We start from the raw sequence: 26,866 nt of genomic DNA on the forward strand, positions 1-26,866 counted from the left end.
AAAAGTGCCGCTACTGTTCACGGAATATTACAGTCGGTAACATTCGTGAGTGTGGTGTCGGGATTCCAGGAATGCGCGCCGCGCCAAAACGTGGAAAAAACCTAATAAAATCAGTTAAAATCCGAACGAATTTTCCGAAGGGATAGTTAACGCCATGGCGTTCACGAAAATCGAGAAAATATTTTTCCCATTTCGCCATATTTACTGCCACATTTGGGCAAATTCAAAGGCCGTTAACCATAAGATGCGGCGAAAATTGTCCGGCCAAACCGGGAAAGTAGGAATTTCCTACTCATTTTGGGTGAACATATCCGTCGCAAACAGGACTGAGTTCTACTCCCCCCACCAGCGTCCATCCCGCCACAATTGCGCAAGCGACATGGGATAGTTCGGGAAGGAGAATGCGAAGCCGGCGGCCTTCAGTTTCGCATTCGAAACCCGTTTGTTCTCGCCGTAAAAGGTGCGCGCCATCGGCGTCAATTCGGCGGTCTCGAACGCCTGCTCCGGCGGCGGTTCGACGCCCATCAGGCGGGCTGCCTCAACGATCACATCCTGCGGGGGGCCGGGCCGGTCGTCGGTGACATTATAGATGCCGCCGAGGCCGCGCTCCGACAGGAAGCGTGTCGAAGCACCAATATCTTCGACGCGGATGCGGTTGAACACCTGGTCCTTCTTGATCAGCCGTCGCGCCGTGCCCTTGTCCAGATTGCAGAAGGCGTTGCGGCCCGGCCCATAGATGCCGGAAAGGCGCAGCACCGCCGCCGGCACGCCGCGCTCCCGGCCCATCGCCAGCCAGCCCTCTTCCGCCTCGAGCCGCTCGGTCGACCGTCCGGAAACGGGCAGGCACGGCGTTTCCTCACTCACCCAGGCGCCCTGGTGATCGCCATAGACGCCGACCGTGGAGAGATAACCGATCCATTCGAGCTTCGGCAGCAGGCGTGCGCCGTCTTTATCAAGCAGCCGCAGCAGCGGGTCGGCTCTTCCAGGGGCGATCGACTGGACCAGATGCGTTACACCAGTCAAAGCCCGCCGCAGCCCCGCTTCCATGCTCTCGCCGTCGAAAAGGAAAGCTTCGATGCCGTTCCGGCGGAGCGCCTCCATCTTGTCAGGTGAGCGCGTGGTGCCGGAAACCCGCACGTCGTCGCCGGCAAAGGCCTTGGCGATTGCCGTGCCGGAATAGCCGCAGCCAAAAATCATCACATGCATCAACCCACTCCCGCCAATCGCCATTCGTTCAGGACGTCGTCATCTCTCTCATCCGCCCTTTGTGCGGCAAAGGCCGCAAATTCGCCGGCCTCCATCAGCCGCGAAAGTGCCCAGACCGCCATGCCGCGCACCACGGGTGAGGGATCGTCTGAAAGCCGGCGACATGGCCCGATGAGCGCCTTGTCGCCGGAATTGCCGGCGGCGATCAGCACGTTGCGGACGAAACGGTCGCGGCCGATCCGCTTCACCGGCGAGCCGCTGAAAAAGGCACGGAAGGCGGCATCGTCAAGCGTCAGCAGAAAGGCGATCGACGGCTCCTTCAGATCTTCCCGCGCCTGTAGCTTCATCTCGGAGGCGGAGCTTGCGAACTTGTTCCAGGGACAGGCGGCAAGACAGTCGTCGCAGCCGTAGATGCGATTGCCGATCAATATGCGCAAATCGGCGTCGATCGGTCCCTTGTGCTCGATGGTGAGATAAGAGATGCAGCGCCGCGCGTCGATCTGGTAAGGCGCCGGGAAGGCAGCCGTCGGACAGATGTCGAGGCAGGCGCGGCAGGTGCCGCAATGATCGCTCTCCGGCGCGTCGATCACAAGATCGGCGGTGGTGAACATCGTGCCGAGGAACAACCAGGAGCCGTGCATGCGGCTGACGAGATTGGTATGTTTCCCCTGCCAGCCGAGCCCGGCCGCCGCCGCTAAGGGCTTTTCCATCACCGGCGCCGTATCGACGAAGACCTTTACATCGGCGCCTGCCCGCGCCGCAAAGCGCGTGGCGATCTCCTTCAGCCGGCCCTTGATGACGTCGTGATAATCGCGGTTGCGGGCATAGACTGATATCGCTGCCTTGTCCGGCTTGTCGAGAATGCCGCGGGGATCTTCTTCCGGAGCGTAATTGAGGCCGAAGACGACGACGGAGCGCACCTCGCTCCAGAGTGCGCGCGGATCGCCGCGCCGGTCGCGCGTCTCCGCCATCCAGTCCATCGTCCCGTGACGCCCGGCATCGATGAACTGGCCGAGACGCTCTTTCGCTTCAGGGATCGCGTCCGGTCGCGTGATGCGGCAAAGATCGAAGCCCTTGGCGGCAGATTCCGCCCGAACGAACTCGGTCAAATTGTCGCGGCGGCGGCGCTCTTTGTCGACATTGTCAGGTTCGGGCATGAAGAGCCCTCGTCAGAAATCCAGATCGGCATAGTGTGAAACCGGTGTCAGGCCGCGCACGCGCTCGGTCAGCATCGGCCGGAAGGAGGGACGTGACTTCAGCCGCTGGTACCAGTCCTTGACGACGGGCGAATCCGCCCACTCGATCTCGCCGAGATAATCGAGGATCGAGATCGAGGCCGCGGCGGCAAGGTCGGCATAGCTCATCCGCTCGCCCGCCAGCCACTGACGCGAGCCGGCAAGCCAGGTGAGATAACGCATATGCTGACGGATATTCGCGCGGGCCGTGCGTAAAACCTTCGAATCCGGCGCGCCGCCGCCCTGATCGGCGGTCATCTGCAACTTGTAGACACGCTCGCGGGCGAGCGGCTTGGTCACGTCGTTTTCCATCTTCTGCATGAACCATTCGGTCAGCCGGCGGATTTCCGCCCGCTGGAAAGGGTCTTCGGCGAGCAGCCGCCGGTCGCGCTTCAAGACGCCGTGCGTCTCGTCCAGATATTCGGAAATGACGCTCGCGCCGCAGAGCGCGCGCATGCTGTCGTCGACATAGACCGGCAGCGTGCCGGCCGGATTGAGCGCCAGGAAATCCCGGCGCTTCTCCCATGTCTGCTCCTCGATCAGATCCGCCTGATAGCCGTATTCCGCCAGGATCAGCCGGACGAAGCGAGATGCGGATGACATGGGATGATGATAAAGCGTGGGCATCGATACTCGGGCTTTGTGATTGCTGTTACAGGACTGTGTGGCAGCTCGATTATAGCGCCCTAGTCATGACTCATTGGTTGAAGCTATAGGAGTTTGGCCCCGCCAATACAAGCGAATCGGATTTTTCAGGCCATCTGATAATGGCGAAACACGGTCTAACGAACGAATGGAAGCGGCAGCCTGATCGGCCCAAGCGCTCAGGCCCGACCGAACTTTAAACCGGAGACAATGTATGGATTATATAAATGCTGCAATTCTCGGTGTCATAGAGGGGATCACCGAATTTCTGCCGATCTCGAGCACCGGCCACCTGATCATTGCCGAGCAATGGCTCGGACATCGGTCGGACATGTTCAACATCGTCATTCAGGCAGGCGCCATCCTCGCCGTCACCATCATCTACTGGCGTCGTCTGCTGGATCTGGTGCTTGGCTGGCGTGATCCCGTCAATCGCGACTATGCCGCCAAGCTGATCGTCGCGTTTCTCATCACCGCAATTCTCGGACTTATCGTCAAGAAGCTCGGCTTTGAACTGCCGGAGACCGCAACACCGATCGCCTGGGCGCTCATCATCGGCGGTATCTGGATGATCTTTGCCGAATGGGCCGCCGCCCGCAGGCCGCCGCATAAAGAGATTACCTGGCTTGTCGCCATCCTGGTCGGCATCGCCCAGATCGTTGCCGGCGTCTTCCCGGGAACCTCGCGCTCCGGCGCCACCATCTTCGTCGCCATGCTGGCAGGCACGGGCAACCGCGCCGCGGCGACCGAGTTTGCCTTTCTCGTCGGCATACCCACAATGTACGCGGCAAGCGCCTATGAATTGCTGAAGACGTTCAGGGATGGCGGAGCGGCAGGCGAAGACTGGACGGCGCTCGGCATCGCCTTCGTCGTCTCCACCGTCGTCGCCTTCATCGCGGTCAAATGGCTGCTTGCCTATATCAGAAGCAACCGGTTTACCCTGTTTGCCATCTACCGCATCATTCTCGGCGTCTTGCTGCTCGGCATGGCCGCGACCGGCTTGATTGCCTGAGGTATCCGTCCTGCATTGCATTCGCGCAACTCCCGGCGCGCGAATGCAAATGCCCCGTCGGACCGCACACAAACAGGCACTCGATTACCGGCAAGGCGCCGAATTTTTCAGCTAGTCATTGAGGGGATACGCTCCCACCGCCGCTTTGAAGCAGGCGAAACTGAGCGGTGATCTCGAAGCGCCCTGTTTCAGGCGTTCCGATCGACTGCTTGCTTGAGCAGGATGCCGGCTGAGGGCCGGCTTTTCGTCAATGGATGATCGAAGCCGTCGAGCAAGGATCGACGCCGTAGGCCGGCGAGCAATCGCCCTTTACCGCCGCGACCGAACCGGGCGCAACGAAAGAGCCTGCAAGGATAACCAGCGCCGCACACGCAAACAGGAGCGCGATTGACTTGCCCATCGAGAATTGCCTTTCACAGTGATTGCCGCGCGCGACCGCAGGCGTTGAGTCCGTTGGAAGACGCGCGGGTTTGGTAGTCAGTGGAATGGCAAATAGCAATAAACGTTCCTGCTAAATTTCGCGTTAATTCCACAAAAATTCCGATGCGTCTTTTATGCAACGCAACTCAATGTGGTGGACAGCAAAACACCCCAGGCTTGCGCCGGGCTTTGCAGGACACGGCAACGCCAAAAGGCCGCCCGCGGGATCCGCAGACGGCCAAATCTGATCGGTTGGAGAAGATGGTCAGGCGGCCTTGCCGGTGCCGGTATACTGGCCGTGCGGACGATAGTGCACGAGATAGGAGCCAAGCACCGATGCCACCATGGTGGGCGCAATGCCGAGGCCCTTCAGCGTGCGGCCTTCCGCCTCGGCTTCCTTGGAGACGACATTGTCGCGCTTCAGCATGCGCACCTGATCCGGCGTGATCGGCGGCGTTATGAAGGGGACCAGCGAAGCGATGCTGCCGATCATCGAAGCGATGCCGAAGGGCAGGGATACCAGCGGGTTCTTACGGCACGTTACCTTCAGCATCGTCTCGAGACATTCACGGAAGCTGAGCACCTCAGGCCCGCCAAGCTCATAGACCTTGCCGCCGGCGACCTTGCCGTCGACGGCGCGGGCGACGGCCTCGGCGATATCCTCGACATAGACAGGCTGGAATTTCGTCTTGCCGCCGCCAATAAGCGGCAGGATCGGCGACATGCGTGCCATCTCGGCAAACTTGTTGAAGAAGCTGTCCTCCGGTCCGAAGACGATCGACGGACGGAAGATCACCGCATCGGCCTTGACCGACAGGATGGCCGTTTCGGCGCGGCCCTTGGTGCGGCCATAGTCGGAATCGGATTTCGCGTCGGCGCCGATCGCCGAAATATGCGTCAGCGTCGCACCCGCGCCGCGCGCCGCTTCGGCAACCGCACGGCCGCCGAATTCCTGCACGGCGTCGAATGTGTTGCGGCCGGCCTCGTGCAGAATGCCGACGCAGTTGACGACATGGCTTGCCCCGTCGACGGCGCGGTCGATCGAGCTGCGGTAGCGCAGGTTCGCCTGCACGAAGGAGATCTGGCCGACATTGCCGAGCGGCTGCAGGAAGCCGGCGAGATCGGGACGGCGCACGGCGACGCGGATGTTATAACCGCGCTTGGCCAGCGCCCGAACCACGTGCCTGCCCACGAAACCGGAGCCTCCGAACACGGTAACGAGCGGCGGCAGGTTGGCAAGGGTCATGGCAGGCTCCTCGAAAGGCTTTGCGGGATGCTGAATTGGCTCTCGTCTTAGCCGAATCCCTGCGCGACGGGAAGGCCCATCACGCCGTCAGTTTTTTAAGATTTAACGTCGATCAGACGCCTTCGACGACGACCATTTCCGCATCCGCGGCCTCCTGGCGGATTTTCGCGGCGATCTGATATTCCGGCGAATTGTAGCAGTCGACCGCATGCTGCATCGACGGGAATTCAATCACTACGTTGCGGACGCGCGCCTTGCCCTCGAGTTCGGTAAAGGCGCCGCCGCGCGCCAGGAAATTCGCGCCATATTTTTCGAAGGCCGGCTTGGCGGCCGCCACGTAATCCTTGTAGCGCTCGGCATCGCGAACGTCGACGCGGGCGATCCAGTATCCTTTGGCCATGGTTTTCTCCCTTTTGTCGTTGAAACTTTAGCGATTTGCCGGCCAGAGCGCGCTCACCATCTCGCTGAGGATCGCGCGGGCGGCATCTCTGGGATCGGGCGCCTTGACGACAGGCCGGCCGACGACAAGATGCGTCGCTCCCGCTTTCAGCGCGTCGAAAGGCGTCATCACCCGCTTCTGGTCGCCCTTGTCGCTACCATCAGGGCGAATGCCGGGGGTGACGATTGCCATGTCGGGTCCGACGATCTCGCGCACAGCAGCTGCTTCCTCCGCCGAGCAGACGATACCGCCCATGCCGGCTGCGCGCGCCTGTTCGGCGCGGCGCAGCACCAGGCTGTGCGGATCCTGGCTATAGCCGGCATCGACAAGGTCATCGGCATCCATCGAGGTCAGCACGGTCACGCCGAGCAGGCAGAGGCCGGAGCCGGCCGCGGCCTCGACCGCCGCCTTCATGGCTTTCGGATAGGCATGCAGCGTCAGCATCGACATGCCCATCTTGGCGATGTTCTCGACGCCGGAGGCGACGGTGTTGTCGATGTCGAGCAGCTTCATGTCGAGAAAGATCTTCTTGCCGCTTGCGGCAAGATCGCGGGCGAATTCCAAGCCGCCGGCAAAGACCAGCTGATAGCCGATCTTGTAGAAGAGAATGTCGTCGCCGAGCGTGGAAACCAGTCTTTCCGCCTCGCCGATCGTTGGAACATCCAGGCCGACGATCAACCGCTCGCGTGCGTCCATCTGAAGTCACCCCTGCCAGTCTTCGATGGGTGTCCAGTCGCATGATAAGCGGTGATCCGCAAGACCGAAAGCATAGAGATTGCCGCCGCCGCCGGGCTGGTCGCGGTCGCGCGCGATCGGGCTGCCCGCCAGATGGCATTTGAGCAGCGTGCCGACGCCGCCATGGCCGACAAAGGCGATCGGCGCCATCGCATCATGCGTGGCAAGAACGGCGTTCACAGCCTCGACGATGCGGGCCTGCGCGTCGACGGCGCGCTCCCAGCCGTTGAAGCTTTGTTCCGGATGAGCGAAGAACCAGTTGGCCGCCTCTTCGAATTGCGGCGGCGGCATGAAGCCGGTGGCCGTGCGGTCGTTCTCGTGCATGGCGTGGACGATCTCGATCGTCACGCCGGAAGCTTCCGCCAGGATTTCGGCCGTCTCGATCGCCTTCGTCTCGTCGCTGGATACGATGCGCCGCAATTGCCTGGCCCAGCCGCTCTCTGCCGCTTTGCGGGCGCGCGCCGCGCCGACATCGGAAAGCCCCCATTTCGGCACCGGCACGTTGGGGTCGATCCTGACCTGCGGATGAGTGATGTAGATCCCGAACATCTCAGCCGCGCTTATAGATCCAGAGCTGCGCCGGCGGAATATTGCGCATGACGAAGTCGAAATGCTGAATATGGTAGCGGTCGGGATTGGCGGCGATCGGCGAGATCGCGCCGTAGGAAATCTGCACCATCGGCCGGCCGGCCGGCAGTCGATCGAGCAGGCTTTCAAGCAGCGAGATGCGCTTCGCCATCGGGAAATTCAGCAGCGGAATGCCCGAAACGACGGAATCGAAGGTGAGGCCACTGAAATTGCCAAGAGTGCTCTGAAGATCGAAGGCGTCGCCGTTGATGAAGTGCACGCCGGGATAGGTCCGCTGCAGATGTTTATGAAAATCCGTCGAATATTCGATTGCGACGAGATTTTCCGGACGGACGCCGCGGCCGAGAATGGCCTTGGTGATAGCACCCGTGCCCGGTCCGAGTTCAAGCACCGGCAGCCCGGAATGGATATCGACGACGCTTGCCATGCGCTTCGCCGTGATCGAGGAGGTTGGCACGATCGAGCCCACCGTCTTCGGCCCCTGCATCATGCCCCGGAAGAAGCGGATCTCGTCGTCGAACTTCTTGCCCAACCGTTCCTTCACCTTGACCCGTAAGCTCATTCTCCACCCATCCGCATGTTGATCGAATGCCTTAATATGCCGCTTGTCGCTTAAGGGACAAGGATTTTCGCAACAAGGACATCGGCATCAACAGTTCATGCAGCTTCGGGCGCTGAACGAGGCATGAGATCGGCGAGCCTTTCGCTCAAATGGTCGGCATCGATAGGGGCGCGCAGCTTTACATCGGTATTGTCGAAATAGAGATAGACGTCGCGGCGCTTGTTACGCGCCGCTACGGGCGCCAGCACTCGCGTCGCATTCTCAGCTTCTCCACCCGTGGCCCAGGCGCGGATGCGTTGCGCCCATATGTCGAGCGCTTCGCCCTCGTAGCCGCTGACATAGAGCTTTTCGGAACCATGCAGGCGGCAGTAGATGAAATCGGCGGTGACATCCATCAGCAGCGGCCATTTCACCGTATCGGCGCAGACGAGAGCGACCCTGTGCCGCCGGAGCATCTCGATGAAAGCGGGTGAGCGGAAGCTCTCATGGCGGATCTCGAGCGCATGCCGGATCGGCTGGTGCCCGTCGCATTTAAGCCAGGCCGGTCCCTTGATATGCCAGTCGTGCCGTTTCGCAAGCGCTATCGCCGCGGCGCGGTCGTGCGGCAGCAGCGACAAAAAGCTGTCGAAAAGGGATGGGTCGAAGACCATGTTCGGCGGGAATTGCCAGAGGATCGGCCCGAGCTTGGGGCCGAGCCGCAAAACGCCGGAGGCGAGAAAATTGGCGAGCGCCGTCTGGATATCCTGCAGCCGCAGCATATGGGTGATGAAGCGCGGTCCTTTGACCGCGAAGACGAAATCCTCCGGCGTTTCCTCGCGCCAGCGGCCGAAGCTTTCGGGCCGCTGCAATCCGTAGAAGGTGCCGTTGATCTCGATCGACCGGAAGTGCCGGGCGGCGTAGGAAAGCTCCTGCTTCTGCGGCAGGTCCTTCGGGTAGAATTGACCGCGCCAGGGCGCATAGGTCCAGCCGGATATGCCGATGCGCACCGTTCCCGTCTTTTTGGTCATGGGATCCTCCGTTTTGACAGGAGGAAAAACGGCAATGGGCGGCCTTCGTTCCGGTCAGACGCGCATCGGCATCAGCACGTAGAGCGCATCGTCGCCCGCCGTGTCGCGGATCAGCGTCGGCGAGCCGGCATCGGCAAGCAGGAAGATCGCTTCCTCGCCGGAAAGCTGGGCGGTGATGTCGAGCAAGTATTTGGCATTAAAGCCGATTTCCATCGCATCCGTGTCGTAGCCGACTGCAACTTCTTCCGTCGCGCTGCCGGAATCGGGATTGTTGACGGTCAGCATCAACTGCCCCTCGGAAAGCGCCAGCTTGACGGCGCGGCCGCGCTCGGAGGAGATCGTCGAGACGCGGTCGACGGCCTGTGCGAAACTCGTGCAGTCGACCCGCATTTCCTTGTCGTTGCCGGTGGGGATGACGCGCTGATAATCCGGGAAGGTGCCGTCGATCAGTTTCGAGGTCATGACGATCGAGCCGATCGTCAGCCGGATCTTGGCGTCGGAGACCTCGACGGTCACCATTACCTCGGGATTGTCGACCAGCTTCTGCAGCTCGCCGACCGTCTTGCGCGGAATGATGATGCCGGGCATCCCCTCGGAGCCGGAAGGCGCATCGACATCGGCGCGCGCCAGCCGGTGGCCGTCGGTCGCAACCGCCCTGAGCTTCAGCTGGCCGTTGCTCTCGATCGTGTGGAAGAAGATGCCGTTCAGATAATAACGCGTCTCTTCCGTCGAAATCGCGAATTGGGTGCGGTCGATCAGCATCTTCAGATCGGCCGCCTTCAGCTTGAAGGAATGCGTGAAGGTGCCGGCCGTGAGATCAGGGAAGTCCGATTCCGGCAGGCATTGCAGCGAGAATTTCGAGCGGCCGGACTGCACGGTCATCGCGCCGCCATCGGGGCTGGTGGCAAGCAGCACTTCCGATCCGTCGGAAAGCTTGCGCACGATGTCGTAGAGAAGATGCGCGGGAACGGTGGTGGCGCCGGGCTGCTCGACGCTAGCAGGTGTCGCCTCGGTGATTTCGAGGTCGAGGTCGGTCGCCTTCATATCGAGCTTCTGGCCGTCGGCTTTGAGCAATACGTTGGACAGGATCGGGATCGTGTTGCGACGTTCGACCACGCGGTGGACGTGGTTCAGCGATTTCAACAGGTTTGACCGCTCAATAGTAATACGCATGGGATGCTACCGCTTTCGACCGTGACTGTCCGGGCGCGTCGAGCACCCGAAGAATGCTGTCCCGGCTTGAGGCCGGGGGAGTGGACGGGCAAAATGGCAGACTTCAGCATTGCTTTGCAAGAGGCATGGACGTCGGCACCCCTGCATTTGCGGTTTTCCAGAGCAATGCTCACAGAAATCCGAACCCTTGCCGAAGCGGTGCGGCTCGCCCATAAGGGTTCGATGCCGGCGACGAGCCGGCGGGACGAAAGCAAATGGCATGAATGAGGAAACCACAGCGGACGCCGCCAGCCGGCGAAGCTTCCGCCTGCACAATGCAACGGTGCCGGCGCGGCCGCTGGAGCCGGCGCTCTATCTCGTCGCCACTCCCATCGGCAATCTCGGCGATATCACGCTGCGGGCGCTCGAAACGCTGGCCGGCGCCGATGTGCTTGCCTGCGAAGATACGCGCGTCACCCGCGTGCTGCTCGACCGCTACGGCATCCAGAACCGCCCCTTTGCCTATCACGAGCACAATGCCGACGAGGCCGGTCCAAGGCTGCTGCAGGCGCTCGAAGCCGGGCGCTCGGTGGCGCTGGTTTCCGATGCCGGCACGCCGCTGGTCTCCGATCCCGGCTATCGGCTGGCGCAGCAGGCGATAGCGGCAGGTTACCGCGTCATTCCCATTCCCGGCGCCTCCGCCCCGCTCGCAGCCCTTGTCGGCTCCGGCCTGCCGAACGATGCCTTTCTTTTCGCCGGTTTCCTGCCGGCCAAGGACAAGGCCCGCCGCGACCGGCTGGGTGAACTTGCCGCAGCACCCGCGACGCTGATCTTCTTTGAATCGCCGCATCGCATCGGCGCAACGCTTCTGGCCGCCGCCGATGTGCTGGGCGGCGCTCGGCCCGCCTCCGTCTGCCGCGAACTGACCAAGACCTATGAAGAGTTCCGCCGCGGCACGCTTGGCGACCTTGCGGCGCATTATCAACAGGTGGAAAACGTCAAGGGCGAGATCGTCCTCGTGATCGGTCCGCCGGAGCCGGTCGAGACCGATGAGGCCGATGTCGAAGCCATGCTGGCCGACCTGTCGAAGTCGATGCCGACGGCAGGGGCCGCGACCGAGGCTGCCCGCCTCACCGGCCTGCCGCGCAAGGTGCTCTATCAGCGCCTGCTGGAGATCAAGAACGCCGATGGGCGATAACGATCTCACCGCCATCAGAAGGAAGGCGCTGCGCCGGGGCCGCATGTCGGAATATGTCGCGGCCGTCTTCCTGATGCTGAAGGGCTATCGCATCCTGGCGCTGCGCCACCGCACCCGGCTCGGCGAGATCGACATCATCGCCCGCAAGGGCGATCTTGCCGTCTTCGTCGAGGTCAAGGCCCGCCATGGCGAGGCCGCAGCGGTCGACGCTGTCTCTATCGCCGCGCAGAAGCGCATACGGGCGGCAAGCGATCTCTGGCTCGCCCGTCAGGCGGATCAGGCTCGCCTTTCCCAGCGTTATGATATCGTGGCGATCATGCCGGGCCGGCTGCCGCGGCATTTTATTGATGCTTTCTGACCTCCTTTCGCCCCATCGGATTTCCGGATCGTTAAAATTTTAGTCCCCGCTTGAACCAGGTCCTTACGACTCTCTGCTATCGACTCGGTAGGGTAGCAATTGGGGGTTGTTTCATGGCCTGGAAGCTGATGCTTGCAAGTGCGGTCGCCATGGCCGCGCGCTCGGTGCCGTATGCGGTGGCGAAGCCGACCGGAAAATCCTTCGTCGCGCATGCGAGCGATCTGCTGCCGCTGAAATCCACACCGATCAATCCGGACTGGATCGTCAACGGCAATCCGCAGGCCCGCACCGCCGAACATTCGCGCGGTCATGACGAGGCCTCGCTGACGGCGATCTGGGACTGCACGGCGGGCGAATTCCGTTGGCGCTTCGGCTGGGACGAGACGGTGATGATCCTCGAAGGCGAGGTTCATATCACCGCCGAGGATGGCACCGAACGAACCCTGCGCGTCGGCGACGTCGCCTTTTTCGCCGGCGGAACCTGGGCAAGCTGGCGGGTCGACAATTACGTCCGTAAGGTCGCCTTCCTGCGCAAGCCCTTCCCGAAGCCCTTGGCGATCGCCTACCGTCTCCGCAACATGCTGCGCAACAACGGCAACCAGGGCATCGCCGCCTGACGACTTCGATGTTCGCGCCATGCGCTAATCGGGCTGGGGCGGGGCGGTTGTTTCGCCCTTCAAGATCTCGCAGCCGAATAGGATCGGATTGTCGAGGTCGGGCGCGGTTTGCTTGTTCAACAGAACGGCCACCGCCGCTGCGGCTATGTCTTGAATCGGCTGTTTCACTGTCGTCAGCCGTGGCGTTGTCATGCTTGCGAGCGGGATGCCGTCGAAGCCGAGGATCGAAAGGGCTGCCGGTATCGGGATCCCCAGATCATGGGCTGCCCGCATGCAGCCGATGGCCTGCTGGTCCGAACTTGCAAAGATCGCCGTCGGCCGCTCGTTGCGCGCACGGGCCAGAAGATAATTTCCCGCGGCACGGCCGCTTTCATAGTCGAAAGCCGCCTCGGCGATCAGCGGTGGGCCCGCCATTCGCTTGCTGTCGTCCGATTGCTCGATCGCATCGAGATAGCCCCTGAGGCGATCGTTGGCGGGGACGGAGTGGCCGGGCCCCGAGATGAAGCCGATGCGGCGATGACCGAGCTGCAAAAGATGCTCGACGCCAAGGCGAACGCCATTGCGGTGATCGGCGGCAATACCGGAATATCCTGGCATGAGACGGTCGACGACGACGATCGGCAATCCCTTCGGCAGCTTGAGTGTATGGAAATCATTGCTGGGAACCAGCATGATGCCGTCGACCTTTCGGCTTGTCAGCTGTTTGATGCGGTCAGCCTCCTTGGCCGCATGATCAAACGACGTCATGACGATGATATTATAGCCGTGATTTGCCGCCGCCTGTTCCGCCGATTGGACAAGCTCCGCGAAGAACGGATTGGTCAGATCCGGAATGACGATGCCGATGAGCCGGCTGACCTTGCCGCGCATGCTTCGCGCCGACGGGTCGGGCGTATAGCCGAGGTCTTTGATGATCGCTGTGACGCGCGCCCGCAATTCCTTCGTCACGGAGGGATGATCATTCAAAACCCGCGAAACGGTCCCGGTGGAAACTTCCGCAAGCTTGGCAACCTCTCGAATCCCGACCTTTGACATAACGGAAACAGTGGCCCTTTCTCTGCGCCTTCGGAAGACACCGAAGAGCGCCTGATCGAAGCTTCCAGCTAATGGTCTTTGCGGCCCTCGTCAAAGGGCTGCATCTCAATTTTGACCGCCAGTCTCCATAGCACGAGCGTGGGCCAATGCTCAATGGAAACGGTTCATTACATGCGCACCGATACAGGCCAAACCTGGGAGTCAAAGCTGACGTTTGGCTCAATTTCGGCAGCTTGACAATTTCTAAGGGCGTGCTACCCAGATGCCGTTGGAAACGGTTCATTGCCGCCGGCAACTCAGGTGGAGCTGAGCCCAGGGCCGTTCGGGAGGAAAAAATGTCCAATTTTATGAAGCGTGAATCCGTCTTGATCAATGCGCCGCGCCGTGCGGCATTGAAGCTTGGACTTGCCGGCACCTTGGTGCTTGCGCTGTCCTGTGGCGTGTCGCCCGCCTTTGCGGCCGGCAAGCCGAAGGTCGGCCTGATCATGAAATCCTTGTCCAATGAGTTCTTCAAGCAGATGAAGGCCGGCGCCGACAAATATGCGGCCGAAAACAAGGACAAGTTCGACTTCAAGGCCGTCGGCATGAAGGATGAGCGTGATTTCGCGTCCCAGGTCGATGCCGTCGAAAACTTCGTCACGCAGAAATACGATATCATCGTTGTTGCGCCGGCCGATTCAAAGGCCATGGCAACCCCGCTGGCAAAGGCAGTTAAGGCTGGCGTCAAGGTCATCAACATCGATGTGCCGCTCGATGCCGATGCGAAGAAGAAAGCCGGTATCGATCTCGCTTTCTTCGGGCCTGACAATAAGGGCGGGGCGACGCTTGCGGGCGACGCGCTTGCCAAGGATCTGGGGCCTGGCGCCAAGGTCGTCATCCTCGAGGGTAACCCCGAGGCCGACAATGCCAAGGAGCGCAAGGAAGGCTTCATGGACTCCGTCAAGTCTGGCAAGCTTGAGCTTCTCGACAGCAAGACGGCCCATTGGGAGACGGAGGAAGCCAATACCGTCATGACGAATTTCCTGACGAAGTATAAGGATATTCAGGGCGTTATGGCAGCCAACGACTCGATGGCTCTCGGCGTTGTCAAGGCGCTCGATGCGGCCGGCCAGAGTGGCAAGATCAAGGTTGTCGGCTTCGACAACATTCCGCCGGTTCAGCCGCTGATCAAGGATGGCAAGATGCTTGCCACTGTCGAACAGTATGGCGCGCAGATGGCGGTCCTCGGCATCCAGTATGGCATGCGTGAACTTGCCGGCGAGAAATTCACCGGCTGGGTCAAGACCGACATCAAGCTGGTCACCGCAGCGGATCTCAAATAGTCGGGATCGCCCGCATCGCGCGTCTGACAAGATGCGCGGCACTGTACAGGAAGCGTCGGCTGCGGCCGGCGCTCACCGCTACCAACCGATTGACGCGTTGACCGCTTCAGGTGAGGCTCGTTTCCGAGCCGCTGGGATGCGTGCTGCGCGGAGTTCGAACAGAGCGTGCATGAGGTCGACGTGTCAGACGCAGCAGATGACGACATTTTGAGGCTGGAAGGGATCGGCAAGCGCTTCCCGGGCGTCGTAGCGCTCAAGGATGTCTCTATGCGGATCGGCCGCGGCAAGGGGCACGTTCTTCTCGGCGAGAACGGTGCTGGAAAATCGACCCTGATCAACCTGCTCGGCGGTGTCTTCAGGCCGGATGACGGTCACATCCTGTACGACGGCAAGCAATACCAGCCGGCCTCGCCGTTGGAGGCGTTCAAGGCGGGCATCCGGGTCATTCACCAGGAGCTGCATCCGCTTTCCAACCTGACGGTGGCGGAAAACCTGTTGTTCGAGCATCTGCCGCGCCGCTACGGCCTGGTGAACTACAAGGAAATGAACAGCAGAGCGGCGGAACTCCTGGAAGAGGTCGGCCTTGACGTCGCCCCGACGACACTGGCGAGCCGCCTCAGCGTCGCCCAGCTTCAACTGGTCGAGATCGCCAAGGCGCTTTGCTACGAAAGCAAGCTTCTCGTTCTCGACGAACCGACGGCAACCCTGACCTCCAAGGAGGTCGATCGTCTCTTCGAGATTCTCAAGCGGCTGAAGCGGCGTGGCGTGACCACGCTCTACATCTCGCACAGGCTGGAGGAGATCTTTGACGTCGGCGACGATGTGACGGTGCTGCGCGACGGCCAGCATGTGATCACGCGTCCGCTGTCCGGACTTGCTATTCCTGACATCGTCGAACTCATGGTCGGGCGGAAGCTTTCGGATCATGGCATTTTTCGCAGCGACAGCACCGTGTCCGGCGAGGCGCTCGGCGTGTCCGGCCTGAAGGTGACGCGCAATAGCCCGGAACTGTCATTCTCCGTGGCAAAGGGGGAAATCGTCGGTATTGCCGGTCTTGTCGGCAGTGGCCGGACGGAAGCGGTTCGCGCAATATTCGGCGCCGATGCCAAAGCGGCCGGCGAAATTCGGGTGAATGGCGATCCGGTTGAGATCCATTCGCCGAAGGATGCCGTTGCTGCCGGCCTCTGCCTGGCAACCGAAGACCGCAAGACGCAGGGCTTGATGCTCGATATGAGCTGCGCTGAAAATGCCACCATAACCGATCTCGCCAAGATCTCCCGCAACGGTTTGATCATGCGAAGGGCGCAGGACGATCATTCGCAGCGCCTCGTGCGCGAACTGCGCATCAAGACCCCGTCGATCCATCAGGCGGTCAGAACCTTTTCCGGCGGCAACCAGCAAAAGGTCGTCATTGCAAAATGGCTGTTCCGCGGCCCTAAAGTTCTGATTTTCGATGAGCCGACCCGTGGAATCGACGTCGGTGCAAAGGCCGAGATTTACGAGCTTCTGTGGAAGTTTGCGGCCGAAGGAAAAGGCGTTCTGGTCGTCTCTTCGGATCTGCCGGAGCTCATCGGCATTTGCCATCGCATCATCGTCTTCTCCGACGGCAAGATATCGGGCGAAATAGTTCGGGAACAGTTTGACGAGAGCAGGATCCTTTCGCTCGCCTACAAGGAGTACAGTCGTGTCCGCCAACATTGAAAAACAGACCGACGCGAAAGAGGTGAGCGTCTGGGACAAGCTTGTCCGGATTTCGCTGAAGGAGGCGGGCGTCGCCATTGCCCTCATTCTGATCCTGGCGTTTTTCTCGGCGACGGCGCCCTATTTCGCAACGCCGGAGAACTTCCTGAAGATCTTCGTGCAGATTGCCATCAACACCGTGCTTGCTGCGGGCATGACCTTCGTCATCCTCGTTGGCGGCATCGATCTCTCGGTCGGGTCGCTGCTTGCCCTTTGCACCGTGATCGGTGCGACGATCATGATCAATCCGGCGTTTTCGCCATGGCAGGCGATTGTCCTCGCATGTCTTGCGTCGATGGGCACGGGTGCCATCCTTGGCGCCGTCAACGGCTGGATTTGCGAGAAGTGGAAGCTTCCCTCATTCATCGTCACCCTTGGCATGCTGAACGTCGCCAGCGGCCTGGCGCGCGTGGTCAGCGACAATTCCACGATCACCGGCCTGCCTCAGCCTTTCGTCGATTTCGGCAACCTGATCTTCTGGGGCATATTTCCCTCGATCTTCCTGATTGCGATCGTCGTCGTCCTCATCGGCTGGTTCGTGTTGCGCTACACCGTCTTCGGGCGCTTCGTCTTCGCGATCGGCACCAATGAAGAGGCTGTCCGGCTGTCGGGGCATGAGCCGAAACGGTACAAGATTGCGGTCTTCACGATCTCAGGGCTGACGGCCGGCATTGCCGCCATGGTCTATCTGCTCCGTCTCAATGTCGGCAGCCCGGTTGCGGGTATCGGCTATGAGTTGAATGCGATCGCCGCCGTCATTATCGGTGGAACCAGCCTTTCGGGCGGCAAGGGCTCGATTGTCGGCACGCTGGTCGGCGCCTGCATTCTGCAGGTGCTGTCGACGGGATTGCAGCTCTTGGGCGCCGACGATAATATCAAGCCGATCGTCATCGGTGCCGTCATCGTGCTCGCCGTCATTCTCGACAGCTATCGCGGCCGGTTGATGCGGAAACTCGAAACGCGGTGAAATGCAATTCCAGCAAATGTGTGCAGCGGTTTTGCGTCCGGAATTGCGCAAAAGCAAAAATGCTCCAGTGCCGGAAGCCCTTGATTGACCGTTGCGTTTGACATCTGGCCGACCTACATCTGTCCGGCATTCAGCGAGGGATGGAAATGGCCAAGATCACCAATGTAGCGGTCCAGATGGACCATGTCGCAGGCATTAATATCGCAGGTGATTCCACCTTCGCCATGAGCCTGGAAGCCCAGGCGCGCGGCTACAAGCTCTTCCATTATACCCCCGACCGCCTGAGCTTCCGTGACGGCAAGCTCTATGCCAGCGTCGAGCCGATGGTGCTGCGCGACGTCAAGGGCGATCACTACGAGCTTGGCGTGCCGGAGCGCGTCGATCTCGCGACCATGGATGTCGTGCTGCTGCGCCAGGACCCGCCCTTCGACATGGCCTACATCACCTCGACGCATCTGCTCGAGCGCATCCATCCGAAGACGCTCGTCGTCAACGATCCCGCCTGGGTGCGCAATTCGCCGGAGAAGATCTTCGTCACCGAATTCTCCGACCTGATGCCGAAGACGCTGATCACCAAGGATGCCGCCGAGATCCGCCGTTTCCGCGACGAGATGGGCGATATCATCCTGAAGCCGCTTTACGGCAATGGCGGCGCCGGCGTCTTCCATTCGACCCGCGACGACCGCAATCTCTCTTCGCTGCTGGAAATGTTCGGCCAGCTTTTCCGCGAGCCCTTCATCGCCCAGCAATATCTGCCCGACGTGCGCAAGGGTGACAAACGCATCATCCTGGTCGACGGTGAATTCGCCGGCGCCATCAACCGCGTGCCGGCCGAACACGACAGCCGCTCCAACATGCATGTCGGCGGCCGCGCCGAGGCGACCGAGCTGACGGCGCGTGAACAGGAAATCTGCGCCCGCATCGGCCCGGCGCTGCGGGAGCGCGGCTTCCTGCTCGTCGGCATCGACGTGATCGGCGATTACATGACCGAGATCAACGTCACCTCTCCCACCGGCATCCGCGAGGTGAAGAAGTTCGGCGGCGCCGATATAGCAAGCCTGCTTTGGGATGCGATCGAGCGCAAGCGCGGCTGAGCCAGCCGCCCATGACCGTTCTGGTCCCGCGACCGAGCACAACCAAGGTCACAGCGGATGCCTGACTACGTTCTTTGATTGTTCTTGTTTTATTCCTTCGTCCATGCCAAATTGCAACCGCTGGCCTTCAAAGGCAGCAGGGCGGTATGGTAGAGTTTGCGGGACAAGGGATGGGCTTATGGTCGCGCGTGTCAGTACGGTTGCATTTCAGGGTATCGAAGGTGTGCCGGTCGAGGTCCAGGTCATGGTCGCTCCCGGTAAGGTCGGCATGCAGATCGTCGGCCTGCCTGACAAGGCGGTTGCCGAAAGCCGCGAGCGCGTACAGGCCGCCCTCCACGCCTCCGGCCTGGCGCTGCCGGCCAAGCGCGTGACGGTCAATCTGGCGCCTGCTGACCTGCCGAAAGAGGGCTCGCATTTCGATCTGCCGATCGCGCTCGCCCTGATGGCCGCCCTCGGCGCCATTCCCGCCGATGCGCTGTCGGATTTTGTCGTCGTCGGCGAGCTCAACCTCGATGGAACGATCGCCGCCATATCCGGCGCGTTGCCGGCTGCGATCGGCGCCAATGCGCTCGGCAAGGGGCTAATCTGCCCGGCCGAAAGCGGCGCCGAAGCCGCCTGGGCAGGTTCGGACGTCGATATCCTCGCACCCCGCAGCCTGATCGCCCTTGCCAATCATTTCCGCGGCACGCAGGTCCTGTCCCGGCCGGAAGCGTCGATCCGCGCCAATGCCGCAAACCTGCCGGACCTTGCCGAGATCAAGGGCCAGGAAAGCGCCAAGCGGGCGCTCGAGGTCGCAGCCGCCGGCGGTCATAACCTTCTGATGGTCGGTCCTCCGGGCTCCGGCAAGTCGATGCTGGCGGCCAGGCTGCCGTCGATCCTGCCGCCGCTTTCGGCCGCCGAGCTGCTGGAAGTGTCGATGGTCCATTCGATCGCCGGCCAACTCTCCGGCGGCAAGCTTTCCGATCGCCGGCCCTTCCGCACCCCGCATCATTCCGCCACCATGGCCGCCCTCGTCGGCGGCGGGATACGCGCTCGTCCGGGCGAAGCCTCGCTTGCCCATCACGGCGTGCTCTTTCTCGACGAGTTCCCCGAATTTACGCCGCAGGCGCTCGATGCGCTGCGCCAGCCGCTCGAAGGCGGCGAATGCGTCATTGCGCGTGCCAATCACCGTGTTTCCTACCCGGCGAAATTCCAGCTGATCGCGGCGATGAACCCCTGCCGCTGCGGCATGGCGGGTGAGCCCGGCCATACCTGCGCCCGCGGCCCGCGCTGCATGAGCGATTACCAGGCCCGCATCTCCGGCCCGCTGATGGACCGTATCGATATCCGCATCGACGTACCGGCCGTCTCCGCCGCCGATCTGATCCGGCCGATGGCCGCCGAAACCAGCGCCGACGTCGCCCGCCGTGTCGCCCGCGCCCGCAAGATCCAGCAGGAGCGCTTCGAAAGCACCGGCGCAAAAGGCATCGGCACCAATGCCCGCTGCTCCACCGCGATGATCGAGAAACTGGCCGAGCCCGACGCCAGCGGCCTGCAGCTGCTGCGCGACGCCGCCGAAAAAATGAAATTCTCCGCCCGCGGTTACCACCGCGTGCTGAAGGTCGCCCGCACGCTGGCCGATCTCGACGGCAAGCCCACGGTCGGCCGCATCCATCTCGCTGAGGCGATCTCCTACAGGATCGCGGGTGAGAGGTTGACGGCGGCGGCGTAGGGCCGAAGCACCCGACAATTTGTTGTAAAACCTCGTCCCTTGCTCGTCGTCATCCTCGGCCTCGTGCCGAGGATCTGCTGCATATCAACCGGCTACAGATGCTCGGGACAAGCCCGAGCATGACGGAAGAGACGTTGGCCGGCTTTGTCAGCAGTCTGACGGGGCGCCGAAGCGCCCCGATACTCTGTGAAGATGATAGCCGGGAAAGTCCTGGCCCAAAGCCAGTCTCAGCTCCCCAGCCCCTCAAACAGCGCCGTCGACAGATAACGCTCGGCAAAGGAGGGGATGATGATGACGATGTTCTTGCCGGCGTTCTCGGGACGGACGCCGACCTTGATTGCGGCCATCAGCGCCGCACCCGAGGAGATGCCGACCGGCACGCCTTCGAGCCTGGCGACGAGGCGCGCCTGTTCGAAGGCCTCGTCATTGGTCACGGTGACGACCTCGTCATAGATGCCGGTATCGAGGATCTTCGGCGCGAAGCCGGCGCCGATGCCCTGGATCTTGTGCGGGCCGGGATTGCCGCCGGAGAGGATCGGCGAATCGGCCGGTTCGACGGCGATGATCTTGATCTCGGGCTTACGGCTCTTCAGCACCTGTCCGACGCCGGTGATCGTGCCACCGGTGCCGATGCCGGAGACGACGATGTCGACCGTGCCGTCGGTATCGTTCCAGATTTCCTCGGCCGTCGTCTTGCGGTGGATTTCGGGATTATCAGGGTTTTCGAACTGCTGCGGAATGACGGCATCGGGAAGCGAGGACGCCAGTTCCTCGGCCTTGGCGATGGCGCCCTTCATGCCCTTTGGTCCCTCGGTCAGCACCAGCTCGGCGCCGAGCAGCGCCAGCATCTTGCGGCGCTCGACCGACATCGTTTCCGGCATGGTGAGGATCAGCCGATAACCCTTGGCGGCGGCGGCAAAGGCGAGCGCGATGCCGGTATTGCCGGAGGTCGGCTCGATCAGCACCGTCTTGCCGGGGGTGATCTTGCCCTGGGCTTCGAGGCCTTCGATCATCGCGACACCGATGCGATCCTTGACGGAGGCGATCGGGTTGAAGAATTCGAGCTTGCCGATCAGGTTCGCCACGACGCCCTTTTCCCGCGCCAGCTTGTCGAAGCGCACGAGCGGCGTGTCGCCGATGGTCTCGGTGATCGAGGAATAGATGCGGCCGCGGCCGGGCTTGTGCGACATGGGTGCTCTCCCTTTGAAATCCTGCTCCTGAAATCGAGGGGGAGAATAGGGTCAAAGGCCCGTCTAGGCCAGACCGCGTTCGACCTGGAGGAGCGATCAGGAGAGAAAAAAACCTTTGAAAACCGTTTCTTGCCGAATGTTTATTTCAGGCCGCCCGCGTGGCGATGAAGGCTGCGGTGCCGGCGAGGATGCCTGATGCAACCCGGTTCAGCGCCTGCAAGGCCCGCGGCTCTCTCAGCATCGTGCGGGCCCGCGAGGCAAGCAGCATATAGGGCAGGAGCACGACGATCAGCACGACAAAGGTGGCGGTGAGCAGGAGCGCATAGTCTCGCAGGCCGATATTGCCGATATCGATCAGCGTCGGCACCAGGGCGACATAGAAGAGCATCGTCTTCGGATTGCCGAGCGTCACCAGCAGGCCGGAGAGGAAGGACATGCCGATATTGGTGGATTTCCGCGCCGCGATATCCTGCGGCAGCAGCCCCGCCGTCCAGAGTTTCCAGGCGATGTAGCCGAGATAGAGGACGCCGGCGATCTTGATTGTTATGAACACCTCGGTGAAGGTTTGCGCCACGAAGGCAAGGCCGAGAATGACCGCTGTCAGATAGGCCATGTCGCCGAGCACCAGGCCGAGACCCATGAAGAAGGTCTCGCGGAAATTCGAGCCGAGCGCGCGCGCGACGATCGCGGTAATCCCGGGTCCCGGAATGGCCGCGGCGATGAACAGCGCTCCGGCATAGGTGATCAGGACGGTGAGGCTCATCTTCTTAACCCTCAGGGCTTCCGCCGCCCATCTATAGGCAAGTGCCGCTTCCTCATCAATGCTTTGACGCTGATCGGTCCATAACCATAAGGAATAGGTCTGCTGGACCATGATCCACTTGGAAAGCGACCCGGCCTTGCTATTTCTCTCTCTGCAAATGCGCGTTCAGCGCGGCCCGCCGCGGTTGTCCCGGCCGGTGGCGCTAGAGATTTTCATCACCAAGGAGAGATTAAATGTCCCATACGCCAGCCGAAACCCGCAGGCTTTCGCCACTCAAGACGCCGTCCAGCTTGTCGACCAACGCCACTACCGATATTTCGGCGGCACTGACCGCGCTGCTCGCCGATGTCTTTACGCTTTATGTGAAGACCAAGAATTTCCATTGGCACATGTCCGGCCCGCATTTTCGCGACTATCATCTGCTGCTCGACGAACAGGCGGAACAGATCTTCGCGATGACCGACGACATTGCCGAGCGTGCCCGCAAGATCGGCGGCACGACGCTGCGCTCCATCGGCCAGATCGCTCGTCAGCAGCGCCTTTCGGACAATGACGCGGATTTCGTCACGCCCGAGGACATGTTGTCGGAACTGCGCGAGGATAACGTTCAGCTCGTTTCGCTGCTGCGCGAGGTGCATGGCCTTTGCGACGAGCATAATGATGTCGCAACCGCCAGCCTGATCGAGAACTGGATCGACGAGGGCGAGCGCCGCACCTGGTTCCTGTTCGAAACGACGCGCCCGCAGAGGTAATGTCGGCAACCGGGCGTCTCAGCCATCCCGATCGGGACGCCCGGTTCTCAGCTCTCAAGCGCCCGCGGCCGCAGCCACCGCGGCGTCCAGCCGAGATTCATGCCGGCGGCGGCAAGCAGGATGATCGCCGCACCTAATATCTGCATCGGCTGCAGCGCATGACCGAAGGCCAGCCGATCGACGACGATCGCCGCGATCGGATAAATGAAGGACAGGGCGCCTGTGAGATGCGTCGGCAGCCTCTGGATCGCGCCGTAGAGCAGCACATACATCAGCCCGGTATGGACGACGCCGACGGTCACCAGGATCGCCCAGGACCCAACATCCCCCGGCGGATGGGAAAAGTCCGTCATCGGCGCCAGCATCAGCATGCCGGTTGCGACCTGGATGAGCGCGATCAGATGTGGCGGCGTGCCTTTCAGCCATTTCGCGGCAAGGGCCGCGAGCGCGTAGAAGAAGGCCGCACCGAGCGCCATCAGAATGCCGAGGCCGTAGCCGTCGAACGCAGCACCCCCCGCACCGGGTTTTGCCTGGACGATCGCCACCATGCCGGCGAAGGCGAGCGCCAGCCAGAACAGCTTGGTCGCGGTGATCTTCTCACCGAGAAAGAGCGCGCCGAGCACGAGCAGCATGAAAGGCTGGGTGTTATAGACAGTCGTCGCGATCGAGATCGTCGCATGCGAGTAGGAGGCAAACAGCAGTAGCCAGTTCAAGACGATGGCGACGCCGCCGAAAATGGCGATGCCAAAGGCGCGCAGCGTGATGATGCCGGGCCGCAGCAGCCCGAGAGCGCCGCAGATGACGAGCAAAGTGAGCGCGCCGAACAGGCAGCGCCAGAAGACCACGCCGCTGACCGGCTGGCCCGACATGACGACGAACCAGCCGATCGTCCCCGAGATCAGCATTGCTGCCGTCATTTCCGCCGTGCCTCTTTTGATGTCGCTGCCCATGATTGCCTCCATTTCGATGGCATAAGAATATTGCGACGAGAGGCGATTTTATATAATGATAAGAAGGAACATGACCGGAATTGCCTAATCATAAGAGGAGAATGACTCGCCGTGGCTAATGATGTGCAATCGCTCGACGAAATCGATCAGGCCATTCTGGAGGCGCTGGCCGGCAATGCGCGGATCTCGCTGAAGGAACTGGCGCAGCAGGTCGGCCTGTCTTCGCCCAGTGCCGCCGAGCGTCTGCGCCGGCTGGAGGAGCGCGGCGTCATCAAGGCCTTCACCATCGATCTCGATCCCGCCGCCGTCGGTTATCCCCTGCAGGCGATCGTGCGCGTGCGTCCGCTGCCAGGGCAGCTGCACATCGTCGAGCGGATCATCCAGGAAATTCCCGAAATCATCGAATGCGACAAGGTGACGGGTGATGATTGTTTTATCGCTCGCCTGGTCATCCGCTCGATGGCGGACCTCGACGGCATTCTGGACCGGGTTGCCGAAAGGGCGGAGACCAACACCGCGATGATCAAAGCCTCGCCCGTCAAGCGCCGCCTGCCGCCGCTTTCGCGGAAAAGGTAGAAACTGACTCGACCTCCAAGAAATCCGCGATGATGCCATATCACAAGGAAATTCGAGGTGGCGTCGACCAATACCGCGATCCTCAGTTCTCTTCCTTGAGAACGCCTCTCAGACATTTCTCAAGTTGGTCTTTTTTCAACGACATCCCGACACTCACGAACGGCATATGCTGCCGCCATTTCAGCGTTGATCCTGAAGCCGGGAATCCTTCCGGGACTGAAAGTCGCGGCAGCTCGGCCAAAAGCATCGGTAAGTCCGATTGATTGTAGTAGAACCCCATAAACGCAGCCTACCGGATTGATGTCGCGGTCGACGATAACATTGATAACCGGGTTTCCTATTTGGCTCTCGTGATAGCATGTCGAGGTGTCTGGCTTGCCTCGAAGCGTGTCTATGTCGTGAACTGCTATTTGGCCCAACTTTGCCAATTTAAGCGCATCACGATCGATGAACACGTCGAGAGTCTGGGTGTTTGGCGGCTGGTTCTGATCGCCGAAAGGCGCATACGGCGCTGCAGGCGAGTAATCGATGGATCGGCTAGCATCGAAATTGATACTGATTTCCGCGTAAGCCCCGATCGCAGAAAACACGCGCAAAAGCTCGATCTGCAAAGATTGAATATCGCGCTTCTCCATGCCCTTCACGTTGAGGACGATGTTCATTTCGATTGTTTTGTCGATATCGAGAATGGGCGCTGTCGATTTGGAAACCGCAAACGCAACTATTTCTTCCAAAGACAGAGATGAGCGAATCGACTGAAGCTTTGTTGAATCGATCGCAAGCGTCGGTGTCGCGATCAGCGCTGTAGCTAGTCCCGCAATCAAGCGCCATGGCGCTTTCCTAAATGACATAAGCGCCTCCAACAAACACCGCTCCCGCCGTTCATCCACCGAACTGCTCTAGAATTCCGCCATCGGTGACAACATCGCCGGAAAATCCGGGGTGGCATCGCCGAGCCCGCGCAGCATCAGCCTCGTGCCTCTTTCCAACGGTTGCGGGACACCCTCCCAGCCGAGCTTGTCGGGACGGAAAAGCACCTCGGCGGAGGCGGGCGCGATCTTAAGCCCGCTAAGGATCGCTGCAAGCGACGGCATATCAGCCGCCACGACATCGAGAAGGCTGAAGCGGCCCGTCTCATCGATCTTCCAGGCGATGACCGCCTGTTTGTCTTCCAGGAAGCTAATGCGGATGTCGGGATCGAGCTGGGTGTTGATCAGAAACATCGCCGCATTGACCGTGACCGCCAGCGAGGTCGAAACCGGGCTTCGTCTTTTCAGCAGCGCTTGCAGCAGGGCAAGATCATCCGCGTTTGTCGGCAAAAGCGGCCGGGCGGGTGCGGCTGGTGCCGAAGGGGCGGGCGCCGCTCCCTCATATCGGTGCAGCGGTATCGCGTGGAAACCGTAGGCTTCGTAGAGCGACGGCTTGTCGGTATAGAGGATGACGGCTTCAAAACCTTGCTTCTCGCACCAGTCGAGCGCTTTCACCGTGACGTCGCGATAGAGCCCGCGGCCGCGCCATGGCGGCCGCACTGCGCCCGATTGCAGCCCGGCGGCATGGACGATCCTGCCATTGAGAACGAAGGGCAGTGAGAAAGCTGAGATATTGGCCGCAAGTTCGCCTTCAGCATCAAACCAGCCGAACGGCATGCTGGTGGGGTCGGGTCCGCCAAGCTGTTGCAGCGGCCCGATATCGATGCCGAAAATATCCCTAAGCAGGCAGACCAGTGCCGCCCAGCCGGCGGGGTCGCCGAAATAATCCTGCCGGAAGGTCAGGCCCGCGCTGTCGAGGCGCTCTGCCATCAGACGCCGGTGGAGCCGAAACCGCCTGCGCCGCGCACCGTTTCGCTGGCCGCGGTGATCTCCGCTACCCGCGCCTGGGTTACCGGCGCGATCACCATCTGGGCGATACGCATGCCGCGCGAGATGACAAAGGCTTCCTCGCCGAGATTGACCAGCAGTACCTTCACCTCGCCGCGATAGTCGCTGTCGACGGTGCCCGGCGAATTCAGGCAGGTGATGCCGTTTTTGAAGGCCAGACCGGAGCGCGGCCGCACCTGTCCCTCGAATCCTTCGGGGATCTCGAAGATGAAGCCGGTCGGCACCAGCGCCCGCTTGCCGGGCAGAAGCGTCAGCGGTGCTGCCTCGTCGACGGCAGCGCGCAGGTCCATGCCGGCCGCTCCCTTGCTTTCATAGGCGGGCAGATCGAGGCCGTCGCCATTGGCTAAGCGGATCAGGTTCAGCGTCGGGCGCGTATCGTGATGAATGGTCATGGCCCATTACTTTGCGCCCGAAGGCCCGAGGTCAATTGCATTGCCGGGCTTTAATCGCTAGATACGCGGCAATTCCA

At 61.3% G+C, this 26,866-nt stretch carries 29 protein-coding genes; 11 read left to right on the forward strand and 18 right to left on the reverse strand.

Features of this window, described 5'->3' with window-relative positions; translation table 11 throughout:
- Positions 1-333 precede the first annotated feature (333 nt).
- The 3 genes from AC25BC_RS23225 to AC25BC_RS23235 are packed head-to-tail and all read right to left on the reverse strand — an operon-like array spanning position 334 to position 3,068.
- Positions 334-1,206, reverse strand: coding sequence for an SDR family oxidoreductase (locus AC25BC_RS23225; RefSeq protein WP_012759828.1), 873 nt, complete (start codon positions 1,204-1,206; stop codon positions 334-336).
- On the reverse strand, positions 1,206-2,363 hold the full coding sequence (gene queG, locus AC25BC_RS23230) for a tRNA epoxyqueuosine(34) reductase QueG (protein WP_012759829.1): 1,158 nt from the start codon (positions 2,361-2,363) through the stop codon (positions 1,206-1,208). Before queG ends, AC25BC_RS23225 begins: the two co-directional genes overlap by 1 nt.
- Positions 2,364-2,375: 12 nt before the next feature.
- Positions 2,376-3,068, reverse strand: coding sequence for a glutathione S-transferase family protein (locus AC25BC_RS23235; protein WP_003544722.1), 693 nt, complete (start codon positions 3,066-3,068; stop codon positions 2,376-2,378).
- Positions 3,069-3,300: 232 nt separating this feature from the next.
- On the opposite strand from AC25BC_RS23235, the gene AC25BC_RS23240 reads away from it, so the two are divergent.
- Entirely contained in the window at positions 3,301-4,098 is a 798-nt protein-coding gene (locus tag AC25BC_RS23240) for an undecaprenyl-diphosphate phosphatase (protein ID WP_012759830.1), read from the forward strand.
- 247 nt (positions 4,099-4,345) lie between these two features.
- On the opposite strand, the gene AC25BC_RS23245 is transcribed toward AC25BC_RS23240, so the two are convergent.
- From AC25BC_RS23245 to dnaN, 8 genes are all read right to left on the reverse strand, one after another.
- Positions 4,346-4,498 carry a hypothetical protein gene (locus tag AC25BC_RS23245; protein WP_003544729.1) on the reverse strand — a complete coding sequence of 51 codons (153 nt, stop codon included), beginning with the start codon at positions 4,496-4,498 and terminating at the stop codon, positions 4,346-4,348.
- 285 nt (positions 4,499-4,783) lie between these two features.
- Entirely contained in the window at positions 4,784-5,764 is a 981-nt protein-coding gene (locus tag AC25BC_RS23250) for a complex I NDUFA9 subunit family protein (RefSeq protein WP_128438476.1), read from the reverse strand.
- A 112-nt stretch (positions 5,765-5,876) separates the two neighbouring features.
- Complete coding sequence (locus AC25BC_RS23255; RefSeq protein WP_012759832.1) at positions 5,877-6,164, reverse strand: DUF1330 domain-containing protein; 288 nt, start codon at positions 6,162-6,164, stop codon at positions 5,877-5,879.
- Between the two features lie 27 nt (positions 6,165-6,191).
- On the reverse strand, positions 6,192-6,899 hold the full coding sequence (gene pyrF / locus AC25BC_RS23260) for an orotidine-5'-phosphate decarboxylase (protein WP_128438477.1): 708 nt from the start codon (positions 6,897-6,899) through the stop codon (positions 6,192-6,194).
- A gap of 6 nt (positions 6,900-6,905) precedes the next feature.
- Entirely contained in the window at positions 6,906-7,487 is a 582-nt protein-coding gene (locus AC25BC_RS23265) for a histidine phosphatase family protein (protein ID WP_128438478.1), read from the reverse strand.
- Position 7,488: 1 nt separating this feature from the next.
- Positions 7,489-8,088, reverse strand: a complete 600-nt coding sequence (gene pmtA, locus AC25BC_RS23270; RefSeq protein WP_012759835.1) for a phospholipid N-methyltransferase PmtA — start codon at positions 8,086-8,088, stop codon at positions 7,489-7,491.
- A 95-nt stretch (positions 8,089-8,183) separates the two neighbouring features.
- A complete protein-coding gene (locus AC25BC_RS23275; protein WP_128438479.1) occupies positions 8,184-9,095 on the reverse strand; it encodes a DUF72 domain-containing protein in 912 nt (303 codons plus the stop codon).
- Positions 9,096-9,149: 54 nt separating this feature from the next.
- The gene (gene dnaN / locus AC25BC_RS23280) at positions 9,150-10,268 is read right to left on the reverse strand and encodes a DNA polymerase III subunit beta (RefSeq protein WP_003544738.1); all 1,119 of its coding nucleotides are present in this window, start codon (positions 10,266-10,268) and stop codon (positions 9,150-9,152) included.
- Positions 10,269-10,527: 259 nt separating this feature from the next.
- On the opposite strand from dnaN, the gene rsmI reads away from it, so the two are divergent.
- The 3 genes from rsmI to AC25BC_RS23295 all read left to right on the forward strand — a co-directional run bounded on the left by rsmI (position 10,528) and on the right by AC25BC_RS23295 (position 12,420).
- The gene (rsmI, locus tag AC25BC_RS23285) at positions 10,528-11,445 is read left to right on the forward strand and encodes a 16S rRNA (cytidine(1402)-2'-O)-methyltransferase (RefSeq protein WP_128438480.1); all 918 of its coding nucleotides are present in this window, start codon (positions 10,528-10,530) and stop codon (positions 11,443-11,445) included.
- Entirely contained in the window at positions 11,435-11,803 is a 369-nt protein-coding gene (locus AC25BC_RS23290) for a YraN family protein (protein ID WP_128438481.1), read from the forward strand. The genes rsmI and AC25BC_RS23290 overlap by 11 nt, the downstream gene beginning before the upstream one ends.
- Before the next feature lie 113 nt (positions 11,804-11,916).
- Positions 11,917-12,420 carry a cupin domain-containing protein gene (locus tag AC25BC_RS23295; RefSeq protein WP_128438482.1) on the forward strand — a complete coding sequence of 168 codons (504 nt, stop codon included), beginning with the start codon at positions 11,917-11,919 and terminating at the stop codon, positions 12,418-12,420.
- Positions 12,421-12,444: 24 nt separating this feature from the next.
- On the opposite strand, the gene AC25BC_RS23300 is transcribed toward AC25BC_RS23295, so the two are convergent.
- On the reverse strand, positions 12,445-13,455 hold the full coding sequence (locus tag AC25BC_RS23300; RefSeq protein WP_128438483.1) for a LacI family DNA-binding transcriptional regulator: 1,011 nt from the start codon (positions 13,453-13,455) through the stop codon (positions 12,445-12,447).
- A gap of 335 nt (positions 13,456-13,790) precedes the next feature.
- Between AC25BC_RS23300 and AC25BC_RS23305 the strand changes: the two genes are divergently transcribed.
- From AC25BC_RS23305 to AC25BC_RS23325, 5 genes are all read left to right on the forward strand, one after another.
- Positions 13,791-14,777 carry a sugar ABC transporter substrate-binding protein gene (locus AC25BC_RS23305; protein WP_128438484.1) on the forward strand — a complete coding sequence of 329 codons (987 nt, stop codon included), beginning with the start codon at positions 13,791-13,793 and terminating at the stop codon, positions 14,775-14,777.
- 180 nt (positions 14,778-14,957) lie between these two features.
- Positions 14,958-16,478, forward strand: coding sequence for a sugar ABC transporter ATP-binding protein (locus AC25BC_RS23310; protein WP_128438485.1), 1,521 nt, complete (start codon positions 14,958-14,960; stop codon positions 16,476-16,478).
- Positions 16,462-17,484, forward strand: coding sequence for an ABC transporter permease (locus tag AC25BC_RS23315; RefSeq protein ID WP_017995788.1), 1,023 nt, complete (start codon positions 16,462-16,464; stop codon positions 17,482-17,484). Before AC25BC_RS23310 ends, AC25BC_RS23315 begins: the two co-directional genes overlap by 17 nt.
- Positions 17,485-17,630: 146 nt before the next feature.
- The gene (gene gshB / locus AC25BC_RS23320) at positions 17,631-18,578 is read left to right on the forward strand and encodes a glutathione synthase (RefSeq protein WP_128438486.1); all 948 of its coding nucleotides are present in this window, start codon (positions 17,631-17,633) and stop codon (positions 18,576-18,578) included.
- Positions 18,579-18,756: 178 nt separating this feature from the next.
- The gene (locus AC25BC_RS23325; protein ID WP_128438487.1) at positions 18,757-20,289 is read left to right on the forward strand and encodes a YifB family Mg chelatase-like AAA ATPase; all 1,533 of its coding nucleotides are present in this window, start codon (positions 18,757-18,759) and stop codon (positions 20,287-20,289) included.
- Between the two features lie 227 nt (positions 20,290-20,516).
- Here AC25BC_RS23325 and cysK read toward each other — a convergent pair whose 3' ends face one another.
- The gene (gene cysK, locus AC25BC_RS23330) at positions 20,517-21,479 is read right to left on the reverse strand and encodes a cysteine synthase A (protein ID WP_128438488.1); all 963 of its coding nucleotides are present in this window, start codon (positions 21,477-21,479) and stop codon (positions 20,517-20,519) included.
- Positions 21,480-21,624: 145 nt separating this feature from the next.
- Positions 21,625-22,242 (reverse strand): LysE family translocator, encoded by a 618-nt coding sequence (locus AC25BC_RS23335; RefSeq protein ID WP_128438489.1) that lies wholly within the window; start codon positions 22,240-22,242, stop codon positions 21,625-21,627.
- Positions 22,243-22,475: 233 nt separating this feature from the next.
- On the opposite strand from AC25BC_RS23335, the gene AC25BC_RS23340 reads away from it, so the two are divergent.
- Positions 22,476-22,994 carry a Dps family protein gene (locus AC25BC_RS23340; protein ID WP_128438490.1) on the forward strand — a complete coding sequence of 173 codons (519 nt, stop codon included), beginning with the start codon at positions 22,476-22,478 and terminating at the stop codon, positions 22,992-22,994.
- Positions 22,995-23,041: 47 nt separating this feature from the next.
- On the opposite strand, the gene AC25BC_RS23345 is transcribed toward AC25BC_RS23340, so the two are convergent.
- Entirely contained in the window at positions 23,042-23,956 is a 915-nt protein-coding gene (locus tag AC25BC_RS23345) for a DMT family transporter (protein WP_206642363.1), read from the reverse strand.
- 99 nt (positions 23,957-24,055) lie between these two features.
- Here AC25BC_RS23345 and AC25BC_RS23350 point away from each other — a divergent pair, with 99 nt between their 5' ends.
- Positions 24,056-24,520, forward strand: a complete 465-nt coding sequence (locus AC25BC_RS23350) for an Lrp/AsnC family transcriptional regulator (protein WP_017990051.1) — start codon at positions 24,056-24,058, stop codon at positions 24,518-24,520.
- 119 nt (positions 24,521-24,639) lie between these two features.
- Here the strand turns inward: AC25BC_RS23350 and AC25BC_RS23355 are convergent, their stop codons facing one another.
- The 3 genes from AC25BC_RS23355 to dut are packed head-to-tail and all read right to left on the reverse strand — an operon-like array spanning position 24,640 to position 26,789.
- Positions 24,640-25,371: a hypothetical protein gene (locus tag AC25BC_RS23355; protein ID WP_245459803.1), complete on the reverse strand. Its 732-nt coding sequence runs from the start codon at positions 25,369-25,371 to the stop codon at positions 24,640-24,642.
- Between the two features lie 48 nt (positions 25,372-25,419).
- Positions 25,420-26,319 (reverse strand): GNAT family N-acetyltransferase, encoded by a 900-nt coding sequence (locus AC25BC_RS23360; RefSeq protein WP_128438492.1) that lies wholly within the window; start codon positions 26,317-26,319, stop codon positions 25,420-25,422.
- On the reverse strand, positions 26,319-26,789 hold the full coding sequence (dut, locus tag AC25BC_RS23365; RefSeq protein ID WP_128438493.1) for a dUTP diphosphatase: 471 nt from the start codon (positions 26,787-26,789) through the stop codon (positions 26,319-26,321). The genes AC25BC_RS23360 and dut overlap by 1 nt, the downstream gene beginning before the upstream one ends.
- Positions 26,790-26,866: the final 77 nt, after the last annotated feature.

It is taken from the genome of Rhizobium sp. WSM409 (assembly GCF_057653825.1).

Coding starts and splice junctions, on each gene's coding strand:
- AC25BC_RS23295 (WP_128438482.1), top strand. CDS start 11,917: ATGGCCTGGAAGCTGATGCTTGCAAGTGCGGTCGCCATGGCCGCGCGC.
- AC25BC_RS23265 (WP_128438478.1), bottom strand. CDS start 7,487: ATGTTCGGGATCTACATCACTCATCCGCAGGTCAGGATCGACCCCAAC.
- pmtA (WP_012759835.1), bottom strand. CDS start 8,088: ATGAGCTTACGGGTCAAGGTGAAGGAACGGTTGGGCAAGAAGTTCGAC.
- AC25BC_RS23240 (WP_012759830.1), top strand. CDS start 3,301: ATGGATTATATAAATGCTGCAATTCTCGGTGTCATAGAGGGGATCACC.
- AC25BC_RS23305 (WP_128438484.1), top strand. CDS start 13,791: ATGTCCAATTTTATGAAGCGTGAATCCGTCTTGATCAATGCGCCGCGC.
- rsmI (WP_128438480.1), top strand. CDS start 10,528: ATGAATGAGGAAACCACAGCGGACGCCGCCAGCCGGCGAAGCTTCCGC.
- AC25BC_RS23225 (WP_012759828.1), bottom strand. CDS start 1,206: ATGCATGTGATGATTTTTGGCTGCGGCTATTCCGGCACGGCAATCGCC.
- AC25BC_RS23360 (WP_128438492.1), bottom strand. CDS start 26,319: ATGGCAGAGCGCCTCGACAGCGCGGGCCTGACCTTCCGGCAGGATTAT.
- AC25BC_RS23275 (WP_128438479.1), bottom strand. CDS start 9,095: ATGACCAAAAAGACGGGAACGGTGCGCATCGGCATATCCGGCTGGACC.
- AC25BC_RS23325 (WP_128438487.1), top strand. CDS start 18,757: ATGGTCGCGCGTGTCAGTACGGTTGCATTTCAGGGTATCGAAGGTGTG.
- AC25BC_RS23290 (WP_128438481.1), top strand. CDS start 11,435: ATGGGCGATAACGATCTCACCGCCATCAGAAGGAAGGCGCTGCGCCGG.
- AC25BC_RS23250 (WP_128438476.1), bottom strand. CDS start 5,764: ATGACCCTTGCCAACCTGCCGCCGCTCGTTACCGTGTTCGGAGGCTCC.
- AC25BC_RS23345 (WP_206642363.1), bottom strand. CDS start 23,956: ATGGAGGCAATCATGGGCAGCGACATCAAAAGAGGCACGGCGGAAATG.
- AC25BC_RS23335 (WP_128438489.1), bottom strand. CDS start 22,242: ATGAGCCTCACCGTCCTGATCACCTATGCCGGAGCGCTGTTCATCGCC.
- AC25BC_RS23245 (WP_003544729.1), bottom strand. CDS start 4,498: ATGGGCAAGTCAATCGCGCTCCTGTTTGCGTGTGCGGCGCTGGTTATC.
- pyrF (WP_128438477.1), bottom strand. CDS start 6,899: ATGGACGCACGCGAGCGGTTGATCGTCGGCCTGGATGTTCCAACGATC.
- queG (WP_012759829.1), bottom strand. CDS start 2,363: ATGCCCGAACCTGACAATGTCGACAAAGAGCGCCGCCGCCGCGACAAT.
- AC25BC_RS23300 (WP_128438483.1), bottom strand. CDS start 13,455: ATGTCAAAGGTCGGGATTCGAGAGGTTGCCAAGCTTGCGGAAGTTTCC.
- cysK (WP_128438488.1), bottom strand. CDS start 21,479: ATGTCGCACAAGCCCGGCCGCGGCCGCATCTATTCCTCGATCACCGAG.
- gshB (WP_128438486.1), top strand. CDS start 17,631: ATGGCCAAGATCACCAATGTAGCGGTCCAGATGGACCATGTCGCAGGC.
- AC25BC_RS23235 (WP_003544722.1), bottom strand. CDS start 3,068: ATGCCCACGCTTTATCATCATCCCATGTCATCCGCATCTCGCTTCGTC.
- AC25BC_RS23255 (WP_012759832.1), bottom strand. CDS start 6,164: ATGGCCAAAGGATACTGGATCGCCCGCGTCGACGTTCGCGATGCCGAG.
- dut (WP_128438493.1), bottom strand. CDS start 26,789: ATGACCATTCATCACGATACGCGCCCGACGCTGAACCTGATCCGCTTA.
- AC25BC_RS23355 (WP_245459803.1), bottom strand. CDS start 25,371: ATGTCATTTAGGAAAGCGCCATGGCGCTTGATTGCGGGACTAGCTACA.
- dnaN (WP_003544738.1), bottom strand. CDS start 10,268: ATGCGTATTACTATTGAGCGGTCAAACCTGTTGAAATCGCTGAACCAC.
- AC25BC_RS23340 (WP_128438490.1), top strand. CDS start 22,476: ATGTCCCATACGCCAGCCGAAACCCGCAGGCTTTCGCCACTCAAGACG.